This window comes from Oceanobacillus massiliensis str. N'diop, assembly GCF_000285495.1.
Taxonomy (GTDB): Bacteria; Bacillota; Bacilli; order Bacillales; family Amphibacillaceae; genus Oceanobacillus; species Oceanobacillus massiliensis.
Window position 1 is genome coordinate 109,084 of record NZ_HE610981.1, and the last position, 15,061, is coordinate 124,144.

A 15,061-nucleotide genomic window follows, 5' to 3' on the forward strand; every position below is an offset into this window, starting at 1 on the left:
TTATGCTATATTTCTCCTCTTCTCATCTTCTCGAACTTTTCCAGTATTTCTCTGTTCAATTTGATTTTGGATTGGGGCTGATCGTTCTTATGGACTTCAATGCTCGCCTTGATTTCACGCTCTATATCCGCCATTTCAATCAATAGTTCACGGGCCGATTTCCGCAGTGCCCCTTGTCCGAAAATCGTGCGCTGTTCAGCATAATCTGAGGTAGCGACATAGACTTGAGTTTTAACATTTTTTATTTTTTTATAAGCTTTTCGATACATTCATCTGCCGTTTCTTTTTCCTTGGTGAAAATGACTTCGACCTTGTATTGCTTCAGCTTGCTTGCAATGCCTTTAACATAATAGGCATCAAAAACGATCATAACACGGTGTCCCGAGTAGGCCTGATATTCCGCCATCAGCTCGATTAAACGGTCACGGGCCTGTCCGATGTCCTTTTCCTTCAATTGCTGCAGTTCATCCCATGCACCAATAATGTTATATCCATCTACAACAAGCACGATCATTATGCATCACCTAACGGATACCTTTTGCGATATACCTCGTACAAAAGCAGACTGCAGGCAACAGACGCATTTAAAGAGGAGACCTTTCCCTTCATCGGCAGACTGACTGTCCAATCACATTTTTTGCGGACCAGTCTGCTTATCCCTTTTCCTTCATTCCCAATAACCAACGCGATTGGCAGGCTGCCATCAAGCTTGCGATAATCCTCTGTTGCCTCTGCCTCTGTACCTACCACCCACACATTGCGTTCTTTTAGTTCATCAATTATATTTGCGATATTTGTAACCCGAGCTACCGGGATATGCTCCATCGCTCCTACAGCTGTCTTGGCCACGGTCGCTGTCAGACCAACAGAGCGTCTTTTCGGTATGATTACGCCATGTGCTCCTGTTGCATCAGCCGTTCGTAAAATGGATCCCAAATTATGCGGATCTTCCAGTTCATCCAAAATAATAAAAAATGGATCTTCTTCCCTTTCCTCTGCGCGCTTGAACAAATCCTCAATCGATGCATACTGATAGGATGCAACATAGGCGATAACACCCTGATGGTTACCGGAATCCAATTGATCCAGCTTGGACCTTGGCACCTTCTGTACAATCGTCCCTGCTTCTCTTGCCAGCTGCTGCAGCTGCTTCTGCACATTCGAATTCAGCTGTTCGGATACAAATACCTTGTTGACAGAACGGCCTGACTTCAAAGCCTCCATCACCGGATTCCTTCCAATAATCATTTCTTGATCCATATTATTCACTCCTTTCTTCTACAAATTGAATTGCTGACGTTATTAATTCGTCCAGCCTTTCCTGATTCCCCATTAAATGATGATAGCCGATCAACGCTTCAAACGCTGTGCTATAGCGGTATGTCTGGACACTGATATTCTTAGGTGTTGTTCCCGACTTGGCGTTTCTTCCGCGTGCTGCAACACTTGTTTCTTCCTCGCTCAGAAAATCCTCCTGATTGATCCAATGGAGAATTACTGCTGCCTGGGATTTGCCAGAAACGAATGTGACTGCTTCTCGGTGCAGCTGATTTGGCTTCACCTTTCCTTTTTTAATCAGATGTTCCCGTACGTAAACCTCGTAGATAGCATCTCCCATATAGGCCAAGGCTAAGCTTTTCATCTGTTTCACATTTAATTCCATCATTAGCCTCTTTTCCAGCGAACCCCTTGTGGTGTATCTTCCAAAATAATTGCTCTTTCCTTCAGCAGATCCCTTATTTCATCAGCACGGGCAAAATCGCGATTTTTCCTTGCCTCATTTCTTTCTACAATAAGTGCTTCTATGGTTTCATCCAACAGCTCTTCTGTTTCTGCCAAATTGATTCCAAGAACCTGGAGCAATGTCATTATCGTTTTCTGGAAATGATCGATAACGGCTGCGGACGTTTGCTTGGACTGCAAATATACATTTGCTTCCTTGGAAAGGTCAAACAGCACGGAAATCGCATTTGCAGTGTTAAAATCATCATCCATTTCCGCTTCAAAACGATTTTTCAATCCATCGATAAGCGGTATCCACACATCGGTATCATTAATCAGATCCATACTTGATTGCTTCCGGTGTTCCAAGTTGTGATAGGCCGTCTTAATTCGATCATAACTGTTCTTCGCACTCTCCAGTAATTCCTCTGTAAAATTGATCGGATTTCTATAATGCACACTCAGCATGAAGAAGCGCAATACCTGGGGATCGTGATGGGCAACCAAGTCCCTTGTTAAGACAAAGTTCCCGAGTGATTTTGACATTTTTTCGTTATCGATATTAATGTACCCATTATGCATCCAATAGTTTGCAAAGGTATGACCTGTCATAGCCTCGGATTGAGCAATCTCATTCTCATGGTGCGGAAATGCCAGATCCTGTCCACCGGCATGAATGTCGATCGTATCACCCAGATACTTTTTGACCATTGCCGAACATTCAATATGCCATCCCGGGCGTCCTTTGCCCCACGGTGAATCCCACGAAATTTCTCCTTCCTTTGCCTTCTTCCAAAGTGCAAAATCAAGGGGATCATTCTTTTTCTCTCCGACTTGGATTCTAGCGCCAGAGCGCAGTTCATCAATCGATTGATGGGACAGTTTGCCGTATCCGTTAAAGGCACGCGGCTTGAAGTACACGTCGCCCTCCGCCTCATAAGCGAACCCCTTCTGTACAAGTGCATCAATAAAGGCAATAATATCATCCATTGTTTCCATGACACGTGGATTGTGTGTTGCCTTTTTAACGCCTAAGGCCCCGACATCTTCCAGATAGGCTTGAATAAACTTATCGGCAAGCTCAGGTACGTCCTCCCCCAATTCACGGGCAGTCTTGATGATCTTGTCATCCACATCGGTGAAATTCAATACATAATCCACATTATATCCTTTATACTCAAAGTACCTTCTCACCGTATCAAATACAATCGCCGGGCGGGCATTTCCTATATGGATATAGTTATATACCGTCGGACCACATACATACATACTTACTTTTCCTTCTTCAAGCGGCTTAAAATCCTCTTTTTCCCTTGTCAGGGTATTATAGACTCGAATGGTCATGATTTGAGATTGCTCCTTTCCTTCAACTGCTTTATTTCGGCTTTTAATACATCGATCTGATCCTGTAAATGCTCACATCGATCAGCCACAGGGTCTGGTATCTTATGATGGTCGAGATCTCTTCTTACTCTCTCCCCATTCTGGACAACTACTCTTCCAGGAACACCTACCACGGTAGAGTTGTCAGGTACATCCTTCAATACTACAGACCCTCCGCCCACCTTCGAATTTTCACCGATTGTGATATCCCCAAGCACCTTGGCTCCTGTAGAGATCAGCGCATTATCTTTGACAGTGGGATGTCGTTTTCCCTTTTCCTTGCCGGTTCCTCCAAGCGTTACGCCTTGGAAGATCGTCACATTGTCTCCAATTTCACACGTCTCTCCTACGACAACTCCCATGCCGTGATCAATAAAGAGACGTTTCCCTATTTTTGCTGCTGGATGTATTTCAATCCCAGTAAAAAATCTGCTCATTTGAGAGATGGCTCGCGCGATAAAGTAAAATTTCTTATTATAAAACCAATATGCCACCCGATGCGCCCAAATGGCATGAAGACCAGAATATGTTAACAACACTTCAAAATAAGTACGGGCTGCTGGATCCTGTTCAAATACAACATCCATATCTTCTTTCATCGTTTTAAATATCCCCATTTGTTTGCCCCCTTTTTTCCTTTCTTCTTCAAACAAAAATAAAAACGCCTCTGTGCAATAGATACACAGAGACGCTTATATGCGCGGTTCCACTCTGTTTGGGAATCCTGAAACCTGAAATAGAAATCCCCCAACTTTGGCTCTCATAACGGGAGAGTACCGCTGTTATGTACTGGGAAATTTCCACAACAGGCTCCAAGGGGCACTTCAAAACAGACACTTAAAATCACTTCCAGCAAACGTGATTCTCTCTGTGTAAGCAATCCGCTCTTACTTTCCCTTTTCAACGCTCAAGTATTTATTCTTTTCCGGTCCGGCTCAGTCCAGCCATTCGCGCATCCCGGTCGACTCCGCTTTTGTTTATTATACTATATTATAGATTTGCTTAAATGTGAACTTTTAAGCTCCTAATTGTTTTAGTAGTTTGTCCAGTCGTGCCAGGATTACTTTTCTTCCTAGAAGTTGGATGGCAAATGGAAGTTCTGGTCCGTGCATTTGTCCGGTTGTTGCAATTCGGATTGGCATAAATAGCTTTTTGCCGCGATGACCTGTTTCTTTTTGGGTTGCTTTGAATTGCGCTTTGATTGTGTCTTTATTAAATTCATCCAGATGGATTAATTTATCTGTAAACACTTGAAGGACTTCCGGTACCTGTTCCTCTTTCAGTACTTCCATGGCAGCATCGTCATAAGAAATATCCTCATTAAAGAAAAGCTCTGTCAGTTCAACGATTTCAGCACCATAGCGCAGTTGTTCGCGATAGAGGCTGATTAGGTTCTCTGCCCATTCTCTTTCCTCTGCATCCATATCTTCTGCTAATCTGCCAGCCTTGATCAGATGTGGCATTGCAAGTTCAATAACCGTGTCCAGCTCAGCTGCTTTAATATATTCATTGTTCATCCATTTCAACTTCTGCTGGTCAAAAATAGCTGCTGAAGTGGACAGACGTTCAGGATCGAATATCTCAATCAGTTTTTCCTGAGAAAAGATTTCCTCCTCGCCAACCGGGGACCAGCCTAACAGACTGATAAAGTTAAACATTGCTTCCGGCAAGTAACCAAGATCGCGATATTGCTCAATAAACTGCAGAATATGCTCATCACGCTTACTTAACTTCTTGCGTTCTTCATTAAGAATCAATGTCATGTGACCGTACTGTGGTGCCGTCCAGCCAAATGCATCATAAATCATCATTTGCTTCGGGGTATTAGAAATATGTTCCTCACCACGAAGAACGTGAGAGATCTCCATTAAATGGTCATCGATAGCAACTGCAAAGTTATACGTAGGAATGCCATTCTTCTTCACGATAACCCAGTCACCAAAATCACTTGATTCAAAGGTGATTTCGCCGCGTACGATATCATCGAACGTATAGGTTTTGTTGGCCGGAACACGGAATCTGATACTTGGCATGCGTCCCTCTGCTTCAAACGCATCTATTTGTTCCTGAGTCAGGTCTCGATGGGCACCTGAATATTTTGGAACTTGTCCATTTGCACGCTGCTCCTCACGCTCTGCTTCAAGCTCTTCTTCTGACATATAACATTTATAGGCGAGGTTCTTTTCAAGTAACTCATCCACATACTTATTATAAATATCCAGTCGTTCTGTTTGGCGATATGGACCATATTCCCCGCCAATATCAGCACCTTCATCCCACTCCAGACCAAGCCATTTCAGGAATTTAAGCTGGCTTTCTTCGCCGCCTTCCACATTCCTTTTATCGTCTGTATCCTCTGTACGGATAATAAACTTGCCATCAAAATGTTTTGCATATAAATAATTAAACAAAGCTGTACGTGAGTTCCCAATATGCAGCTGACCAGTTGGACTTGGTGCATAACGTACGCGAATTTCATTACTCATGATGTTGCCCCTCTCATTATTAAATGATTGCTTAATTGATAATTACCGCTATATGAAAAAGTGATAACATGTTATGTTATCACTTACATCATCCTCTATAAGTTATACCCCTTTTATAGCGCTTTTTCAAGTAATTTCGGTTTTGCAAAAATCATTCGGCCAGCAGATGTTTGCAATACACTGGTAATGATTACTTCGATTGTTTTACCGATATAATCGCGGCCTTCTTCTACTACAATCATGGTCCCGTCATCAAGATATGCAACCCCCTGATTATGCTCTTTCCCGTCTTTAATCACTTGCACGACTAGTTCTTCACCAGGGAGAACGACAGGCTTAACTGCATTTGCGAGGTCATTGATGTTCAATACACTCACACCTTGAAGATCACATACTTTGTTCAAATTAAAATCATTTGTTACGACAATCCCATTGATTACTTTAGCAAGCTTAATCAGTTTGCTGTCGACTTCTGCAATTTCTTCAAAATCGCCTTCATAGATTTCGACCTTTACAGGCAGTTCTTTCTGAATACGATTCAGAACATCCAATCCGCGTCTTCCGCGATTTCGCTTCAATGTGTCGGAAGAGTCGGCGATATGCTGTAATTCCCCTAACACAAACTGGGGAATAATAATCGTACCCTCAAGGAAATTAGTTTGACAGATGTCTGCAATTCTACCATCGATAATTACACTCGTATCCAGTATTTTTGCTTTTGGAAGCAGCATTTCCATGTCATCGCCTTCAATCGGACGACGACGCTCCTTCTTATTCGTTTTCATCAGGCCGACAAATTCTTCCCTGCGTCTGAATCCCACTTGGAATCCAAGATAGCCAAGTACAATCATAATAAAGAGCGGAAGTACTTGTGATACCACATCAATATTAATGTCCTGAAGAGGCATGTTAACAAAATAAGCAATAACCAATCCAACAATTAAACCAATACTGCCGAAGAACAAATCCATTGCGGGGAGTTTAATAAGTGCGTCTTCCACCCATCTTAAAAAGTCCACAATATAATCTGTCAGCCAGTAAGAAAGAATAAAAAATATAATTGCACCGATTACCATGCCTAAATATGGTGAGCTAACCCATGCCGATTCTGTAAAATTCAATAGCCTGATTATTACTGGTACGTATAAATATCCGACGGTACCACCTAGGATTATAAAAAACAAATGAACTATTTTTTTGAGCACCATCGTCACCTCCTAGCTTTTATTATTACCTATATTTTGAAATGTAACCTAAAAATGGACGAAAAGGACTGTTATATGAATAAATAATAAGATTGCTTGATTCTATCAGCTCTAATATTGCCTACCTGATAATGCCAACCTCTAATGCTTCCTGTACTGTACTTACACCGATAACCTGAATCCCTTTTGGATATGACCAGCCATCCAGATTGTTTTTCGGGCAAATAACCCGCTTAAACCCGAGCTTCGCCGCTTCCTGCACGCGTTGTTCAATCCGGGAAACTCTTCTGATTTCTCCGGTCAGCCCGACTTCACCTACAAAGATGTCATCCGGATTGGTCGGCTGATCTCGAAAGCTGGAGGCAATGCTGACCGCCAATGCCAGGTCTATGGCGGGCTCATCCAGTTTGACTCCGCCGGCTACTTTAATATAGGCATCCTGGTTTTGGAGCATCAGTCCGACCCGCTTCTCGAGTACCGCCATTAATAATGGTACACGATTATGATCAATCCCTGTTGCAGTTCTTCTTGGATTACCAAAGCTCGTAGGGGATATGAGCGCTTGGATTTCAACCAGTACAGGTCTTGTTCCCTCCATAGAAGCAACAACAGTCGATCCGGCCGTACCCTCTGAACGTTCTTCCAGAAAAATCTCAGAAGGGTTCAGCACTTCCCGCAAACCTTCTTCCTTCATTTCAAAGATGCCCATTTCATTTGTACTTCCAAAGCGATTTTTCACACCACGCAAAATCCGATATGTATGATGCCTTTCCCCTTCGAAGTACAACACGGCATCCACCATATGTTCCAGCAGCCTCGGACCAGCAATGGCCCCTTCTTTTGTTACATGGCCGACAATGAATATCGGGATTCCATTTGATTTGGCAATTTTCATTAATTCAACCGTACATTCGCGTACTTGCGAAACACTTCCAGGCGCACTCGTTACCTCTTCCTTGAAAATCGTTTGAATCGAATCAATCACCACAAAGGAAGGACGAACCTCTTCTATTTGCTTTCCAATATCAAATAAGTTGGTTTCAGACAGAACATATAGCAAATCTTCTTTTATCCCGAGTCTATCAGCACGCAGTTTGGTCTGGCGTGTAGATTCCTCACCGGATACATAAAGCACTGGCACTTCCTTCCCTGCCAGCTGGGAAGATATCTGCAATAGCAATGTCGATTTACCGATACCCGGGTCGCCACCAATCAATACTAGGGATCCAAGAACAATCCCTCCACCCAGAACGCGGTTGAATTCTTTCATGGAAGTCGTAATCCTCGGCTCCTTCTGGGATTCGATCGATGTAATGCTTTCTGGTTTACTGACAGTTTGTGTACCACTGGAAAAAGAACCTCTGCCCCTTACAGCAGATGCCTCAATCTCCTCCACCATCGTATTCCAACTATTGCAGCTGGGGCATTTGCCCATCCATTTCGCTGATTCGTATCCACATTCCTGACAAACATACTTTGTTTTTCGTTTAGCCAAATCGCTATCCCCTTCTTTTTATTGTAGAACATTTTTGAGACGAGCAGGTTACAGATTCCTATCAATTTATGAATATTGCTTCCATATTTATGCCACATGTATGTCACCTGGAAGTCATTTTTTCGTTCTCTATATGGAAGGAAAAGCTAGGAAGATATGGGTCTCCTAGCTTTTTGTCCTTCTTCATATTATATCGCACATTATGCTAAAACGATAAATTCTCCTTTGTTATTCAGTCCAATCTTGACATTTTGTCCTTTCGAAATGCTCTCTTTCAGTAATTCTTCAGACAGTAAATCTTCAATATTCTTCTGAATCGATCTGCGGAGCGGTCTTGCACCATACTCCGGATCAAAGCCTTCATTGGCAATTTTCTCCACTGCTTTGTCGGTCAGGGACAAATGAATATCCTGCCCTTTCAGTCGACGCTGCAATTGTTCCAGCATAAGGGTAACAATATCCTTCATATGTTCTTTCTCTAGCGAATGGAATACGATCGTTTCATCAATCCGGTTTAGAAATTCCGGACGAAATGCTTTCTTTAACTCTTCCATTACTTTTGATTTCATTTCTTTATAGTCTTTGTTTTCCTCACCCAGGTTAAAGCCGACATACTTGTTCCGCTTCAGCTCGCTTGCTCCGACATTGGAAGTCATAATAATGACGGTGTTGCGGAAATCGACAAGACGGCCTTTTGAATCCGTTAAACGCCCGTCCTCAAGAACCTGCAGCAAGATATTGAATACTTCAGGATGTGCTTTCTCAATCTCATCCAGCAGGACAACGGAATACGGCTTGCGGCGTACTTTCTCTGTCAGCTGGCCGCCTTCTTCATATCCAACGTAGCCTGGAGGCGAACCAACTAGACGGGACGTAGCGTGTCTTTCCATGTACTCAGACATGTCGATTCGAATCATGGCCTCTTCATCGGCAAACATTACCTCTGCCAATGCACGGGCAAGTTCTGTTTTACCAACACCTGTTGGACCGAGGAAGATAAAGGAGCCAATTGGACGCTTCGGATCCTTCAGTCCGGCACGCGCTCTGCGAATCGCTTTTGAGACAGCATCCACTGCTTCGGATTGGCCAATGACGCGATTATGCAATACACTTTCCATATTAAGCAGACGCTCACTCTCGTCTTTTGTCAATTTGGAAACAGGTACACCTGTCCAAATAGATACAACACTCGCAATATCTTCTACGGTAACCTCGGAATCGGTTTGACCCTGTTTTTCTTTCCATTCATCCTTAGTCTTTTCCAGTTCCTCGCGAAAGCGCTGTTCAGAGTCACGTAATGATGCCGCCTTTTCGAATTCCTGACTTTGAACGGCTGCATCCTTTTCTTTACGTACTTCCTCGAGCTTTTGCTCAAGCTCCTTCAGATTTGGCGGAACCGTATACGAATGAAGGCGTACTTTGGAACCAGCCTCATCGATTAAATCAATTGCTTTATCCGGCAGGAAACGGTCCGTAATATAACGATCTGAAAGGGTTGCCGCCGCTTCAATAGCCTCATCTGTGATGGTGACACGATGATGTGCTTCATAACGGTCACGCAGTCCATTTAAGATCTGAATGGTTTCTTCCAATGTAGGCTCATCAACTTGGATCGGCTGGAATCTCCGTTCCAACGCTGCATCTTTTTCAATATATTTGCGATATTCGTCCAAAGTGGTTGCACCAATACACTGCAGCTCACCACGGGCTAGAGAAGGTTTTAAGATATTGGAGGCATCGATTGCACCTTCTGCACCACCCGCTCCAATCAAGGTATGGAGCTCATCAATAAACAGGATGATATTCCCTGCCTGACGGATTTCCTCCATCACTTTTTTCAGACGATCTTCAAATTCACCACGGTATTTCGTTCCGGCAACGACTGTACCCATATCAAGTGTCATGACACGTTTATCCCTTAAGGTTTCCGGTACCTCATTGTCAATGATCTGCTGTGCAAGCCCTTCTGCTACAGCCGTTTTACCAACACCCGGCTCACCGATCAGGACAGGATTGTTTTTCGTCCGGCGGCTCAATACTTGGATAACCCGTTCAATTTCTTTCGCACGGCCAATGACCGGATCAATTTTCCCCTCTTTGGCACTAACCGTTAAGTCTCTTGCTAAAGAGTCAAGCGTAGGAGTGCTTGCATTTGACTGTTGTCCAGTCCGGCCTTGACGCCCCGCCTGTGATTCATTGCTTCCCAGTAACTGCAGGACCTGCTGTCTTGCTTTATTCAGGCTGACACCAAGATTATTCAATACCCGTGCAGCAACGCCTTCCCCTTCACGGATCAGACCAAGTAAAATATGTTCGGTACCCACATAGGAATGACCCAGTTTTCTTGCTTCATCCTGGGATAACTCGACCACTTTCTTTGCACGGGGTGTATAATGAATCGATTGCATAGGCTGCTTGCCCACACCGATTAATTTTTCAACTTCTTCCTGGATTTTTGATACTTCCAGACCAAGGGACTGCAATGCTTTTGCAGCAATTCCCTCTCCTTCACGGACAAGACCCAATAATATGTGCTCTGTGCCTATATTATTATGACCAAGTCTCACCGCTTCCTCCTGTGATAATGCTAATACCTTTTGGGCTCTTTCTGTAAATCGTCCAAACATCATGTGGATTCCCTCCTATTTTTCCAATTTTAATCGTTCACGTATGAGCGATGCTCGAAGCACATCGCGTTCATCCGCTTTTAAAGTCCTGTTTGCATATTGTTGAAGAAAACCCGGTTGTGTAAGAACCATTAGCTCATTTAAGATACTTCCTGATGTATTCTTTATAATACCTAAATCTATTCCCAATCGCACGTCTGAAATGCATCTTGCAGCTTCTTTCGACTCGATAATGCGACAGTATTCAAGTACACCATAGGAACGGAAGATGCGATCTTCTATCTTGGTTTCTGCTCGTTCTATTATATGATCACGAGCGATCCGTTCATGATCAATCAGTTGATTTACTACACTTTCCAAATCTTCTACAATATCTACCTCTGACTTTCCAAGCGTTATCTGATTGGAGATTTGAAAAATATTTCCGAGAGCTTCACTGCCTTCTCCGTATATCCCTCTTACAACAAAGCCTAGCTGACTGATTGCCGGAATCATCCGGTTAATCTGATTGGTCATTGCCAATGCCGGAAGATGCATCATCACAGATGCCCGCATTCCAGTCCCTACGTTTGTCGGGCAGCTTGTTAGATAACCCTTCGTTTCATCAAATGCATAGTTTACCTTTTCCTCCAGCCAATCGTCTATAGCAAACGCCTGCTCAAGTGCTTCCTTCAATTGAAGACCAGGAAAATAAAGCTGTATACGGATATGATCTTCCTCGTTAATCATGACGGATACCTGTTCATTCTGCGAAATCAGCGCACCTGCCTGATCGGAATATTTTGCCAGATGCGGGCTGATCAGATGTTTTTCCACAAGCACACTTTTTTCTACGGGTGTAAGTTCCTTCGTTGAAACAAATTCAAGATCTTCATAATTCCCAAAGGATTGATGGGAGTATTCTTCGGCAAAGAATTCCCGAATACGTTCCAAATTTTCCTGTTCTGCAAGAATTGGATAGGGAACATTTGCGAAGTTCCTCGCCAGCCTGATTCTGCTGCTCATTACAATGTCGTTATCCGGACCGGTTTCGCGCATCCACGGACTGATTGCTTCATTAATAAAATGCTGTAAGCTCATGTTTCATCACCAGCTTCCGGATCGGCATTCCCTTTTTCCAGTGTTCTGATTTTATCCCTGACTTTTGCGGCTTCCTCAAAAGCCTCCATTTCAATCAGATTCTGCAGTTCTTCTTTATACCCTTTTAATTGCCTTCTTAAATGCAAGTCACTGCCGGCACGTTTCGGAATCTTGCCAAAGTGTTTCGTATTTCCTGCATGCACCCTTCGGAAAATTGGCTCTAACTTGGAAGCAAATGATTCATAGCAATGGGCACACCCAAACTTGCCGACCTTTTTGAATTCTGAAAATGTCATTCCACAATTTGAGCATGTAAGCTCCTTCTGCTGTTTTATCTGGTTTTCGGATGGATTGGTCATCTTTAAATTATCAAATTTAAATAAACCAGTAAGCAAATCATGTAGAGAATACCCTTCCTCCGGATACGTAAAATACCCTTTTTTATTGGCACATACCTCACACATTCTTACGGATGTTTCTTCCCCATTAATTACATGTTTAAAATGAACTGTAGCTGGTCTCTCATGGCATTCCTGGCATTCCAAGGTCATTTCCCCCTTTTTCCGCAAAAATAAAACGATATTTATTCGCTCATATACTTAAGCGCAGAAAGCATTGCAATCAGTATCCGGGCGCGGACTTCATCCCGTAACGGGAGCTGAAACGCCAATGTAGTACGGTCCAAAGCGCTGAGCATTATCTTCGCTTCACGTCTCGTAATTATTTGCTCTTCCAGCAGCCGTTCAAGAACATCGATGGAAGCTCGCTGTGATATGGAAGCACCAACCATTGCTATAATTTCATCAATGAGATCGGATTTATCCTGATACTTAATGCGCATAATGCGAATATATCCACCGCCACCCCGTTTACTCTCTACTATATACCCTTTTTCCACAGTGAAACGTGTATTAATCACATAATTAATTTGTGAAGGGACACACTGAAACTGATCGGCAATCTCGCTGCGCTTGATCTCAATCGTATTCTGTCCCTGCTTCTGGAGAACATTTTTCAAATATTGTTCAATGATATCTGAAATGTTGCTCATCTGCCCTGCACCTCTTATCTGTATATATTGTCTCGGTTTTTATTGTTATCAATTTGACTTTGACTATCTTTGACTTTACTTTTATTATACGCCAAAATACGCGAGATGCAAATATCTTACTGTATCTATTTTAGACAAAATAAAGAATTTCAAAACAAAGCCCTACACAGAAATATGTGTAAGGTTATAAACAATCGATTAATTGTTCAACTTGGAAATACCTTTAACATGATCAATCCTGGAAATTTCCTCAAACAGTCCGATCTGATCCAGACTCTTCATATGACTCGTTTTGATAAACATCTTCCTTAAGCTTCCCTCTTGCCTTATAATTTCGATACTTTTGATGGTCAAGTGATGATTTTCAATAATTTCCACAACCTGTGACATCTTGAAATTTTCTTCTACAACGATTTCCATAAAATTTTTTGAATTCGATTTCGGGAAGAAATTTTCGATGTGGTTCAGAAAGATTAGACTGACCAGGATAATTAAAGTCGTTACAATCGCTACGCTGTACATACCTGCCCCGACTACCAATCCAACACCAGCAACCGCCCAGATAGAAGCAGCCGTCGTCAAGCCACGCACGGTTCCCCCATACACAATAATTGTACCTGCTCCAAGAAAACCTATTCCGCTGATTACATATGATGGGATTCTTGCAGGATCAAACTGAACATTATCATGGACTTCATTGAAAGTTATAAATCCGAATAAAGACAAAACCATCATTAAACAAGAGCCAACACCAACCAGGATATGGGTACGAAACCCTGCAGAGTGATTGTTCACTTCTCTTTCAAAACCTATCAGCCCAGAAAGTATTAGAGCAACAAAGAGTCTGATTACTATCATGAAAAAGTTTTCGTCAAACAGCTGTTGTTGTAAAAATGCAATCATTTGTTTGCCACCCTTATAAAGATTATCTAATCAATTTACCCTTTATTTAAAAAAACTAACCTATTTATAGAATATGAAATAACTTTTCGAATAGAATCCTCCTTTAGACACCGTCACTGCTGTTACTTTTTATTTAGATGTACCGGGAGGAGAACAGGGAAGATATGGAGGGAGCTATATATGATGGCAGAGGAGCAAAATCTTGCTTTTATCTGTCCTTTTTAGATGATGGCTCTTTTCGTAAGTATTGTTGTTATTTCTAACTCTGTATTTGGTAAAAACTGCGACATAATTAGATCATTGGTGTTTTATCACCACTGCGGAAATACACTTCGCTTTCCGCGGGCTCGCGCTAAGCCTCCTCGCTCGCAAAGTTCGCTCCCTGTGGGGTCTTAGCGTCTTCGCTTTCCCGCAGGAGTCTCCGTGTATTTCCTCCGCTATCATTTGTTTTTCTGAATCAAATTACTGGTATTCAATTACTAAGCTGATTGATTGGAGCGCAGGGCAGTCGACTCCAGCGGGAAAAGCAACAGCTGAAGATCCCGCAAGAAGCCGGGCTTGCTTCTGAGGAAGCTGAGAGCGCCCGCCGCGGAAAGCGCCCGCCCGGAGCGGAAATCGGTAGTTGCTGGTATGTCGCATTTTATATATTTTATGTAAAACACAAACTTTGAGAAAACAGCCTAGATGATACTTTTACATTAACCAATCGTATTTCTACATTTTTCAACAGTATTATGTACGGTTTCTGCAGCAGTTAACTCCAAAATTCCGCAGGTGAAAAAATTCTATTCCACATCAAAAAAACAGCTGATACAAAATGTATCAGCTGTTTTCGTGTTTGCCTGGCGGCGTCCTACTCTTGCAGGGGCAAAGCCCCAACTACCATCGGCGCTGAATAACTTAACTTCTGTGTTCGGCATGGGAACAGGTGTGACCTCTTCGCAATAACTACCAGACAACTACCATAAGGTGTAATAAAACGGCTAGCTCCAGCATCCACCGACTGACGCGACTTCCCTCACCTTCGTACGATAAGTCAATATCTGTTCACTACGTTCACCGTATTTCCTTTATCTCCTACGGTTCAGTCCAGTCCGTACGTCGCTAAA

At 42.8% G+C, this 15,061-nt stretch carries 12 protein-coding genes, 1 rRNA gene, 1 pseudogene and 1 other annotated feature; all 14 genes and pseudogenes read right to left on the minus strand.

The window, feature by feature from the left end:
* Positions 1-5: 5 nt before the first annotated feature.
* Positions 6-514, minus strand: a pseudogene (locus OMHG_RS17055) (NYN domain-containing protein).
* On the minus strand, positions 514-1,260 hold the full coding sequence (gene rlmB, locus OMHG_RS17060; protein WP_010652120.1) for a 23S rRNA (guanosine(2251)-2'-O)-methyltransferase RlmB: 747 nt from the start codon (positions 1,258-1,260) through the stop codon (positions 514-516). The pseudogene OMHG_RS17055 and the gene rlmB overlap by 1 nt, the downstream one beginning before the upstream one ends.
* A 1-nt stretch (position 1,261) precedes the next feature.
* Positions 1,262-1,663 carry a Mini-ribonuclease 3 gene (locus OMHG_RS17065; protein ID WP_044477080.1) on the minus strand — a complete coding sequence of 134 codons (402 nt, stop codon included), beginning with the start codon at positions 1,661-1,663 and terminating at the stop codon, positions 1,262-1,264.
* A gap of 2 nt (positions 1,664-1,665) precedes the next feature.
* A complete protein-coding gene (gene cysS / locus OMHG_RS17070; RefSeq protein ID WP_010652125.1) occupies positions 1,666-3,066 on the minus strand; it encodes a cysteine--tRNA ligase in 1,401 nt (466 codons plus the stop codon).
* Positions 3,063-3,722: a serine O-acetyltransferase gene (cysE, locus tag OMHG_RS17075; RefSeq protein WP_081498557.1), complete on the minus strand. Its 660-nt coding sequence runs from the start codon at positions 3,720-3,722 to the stop codon at positions 3,063-3,065. The genes cysS and cysE overlap by 4 nt, the downstream gene beginning before the upstream one ends.
* A 64-nt stretch (positions 3,723-3,786) precedes the next feature.
* Positions 3,787-4,018 (minus strand) — a binding site (T-box leader).
* Between the two features lie 103 nt (positions 4,019-4,121).
* Complete coding sequence (gltX, locus tag OMHG_RS17080; protein WP_010652130.1) at positions 4,122-5,591, minus strand: glutamate--tRNA ligase; 1,470 nt, start codon at positions 5,589-5,591, stop codon at positions 4,122-4,124.
* Positions 5,592-5,704: 113 nt separating this feature from the next.
* Entirely contained in the window at positions 5,705-6,796 is a 1,092-nt protein-coding gene (locus tag OMHG_RS17085) for a PIN/TRAM domain-containing protein (RefSeq protein WP_010652132.1), read from the minus strand.
* A 121-nt stretch (positions 6,797-6,917) separates the two neighbouring features.
* Positions 6,918-8,291, minus strand: coding sequence for a DNA repair protein RadA (radA, locus tag OMHG_RS17090; RefSeq protein ID WP_010652134.1), 1,374 nt, complete (start codon positions 8,289-8,291; stop codon positions 6,918-6,920).
* A gap of 200 nt (positions 8,292-8,491) precedes the next feature.
* Entirely contained in the window at positions 8,492-10,921 is a 2,430-nt protein-coding gene (gene clpC / locus OMHG_RS17095; protein WP_010652137.1) for an ATP-dependent protease ATP-binding subunit ClpC, read from the minus strand.
* Positions 10,922-10,933: 12 nt separating this feature from the next.
* Positions 10,934-11,998, minus strand: a complete 1,065-nt coding sequence (locus tag OMHG_RS17100) for a protein-arginine kinase McsB (protein WP_010652139.1) — start codon at positions 11,996-11,998, stop codon at positions 10,934-10,936.
* Positions 11,995-12,543: a protein-arginine kinase activator protein McsA gene (locus OMHG_RS17105; protein ID WP_010652142.1), complete on the minus strand. Its 549-nt coding sequence runs from the start codon at positions 12,541-12,543 to the stop codon at positions 11,995-11,997. The genes OMHG_RS17100 and OMHG_RS17105 overlap by 4 nt, the downstream gene beginning before the upstream one ends.
* Positions 12,544-12,581: 38 nt before the next feature.
* Positions 12,582-13,049, minus strand: a complete 468-nt coding sequence (locus tag OMHG_RS17110) for a CtsR family transcriptional regulator (protein WP_010652144.1) — start codon at positions 13,047-13,049, stop codon at positions 12,582-12,584.
* A 198-nt stretch (positions 13,050-13,247) separates the two neighbouring features.
* Entirely contained in the window at positions 13,248-13,952 is a 705-nt protein-coding gene (locus OMHG_RS17115) for an MgtC/SapB family protein (RefSeq protein ID WP_010652146.1), read from the minus strand.
* Between the two features lie 840 nt (positions 13,953-14,792).
* Positions 14,793-14,908: ribosomal RNA gene (gene rrf, locus OMHG_RS17125) — 5S ribosomal RNA — on the minus strand.
* Between the last annotated feature and the right edge of the window lie 153 nt (positions 14,909-15,061).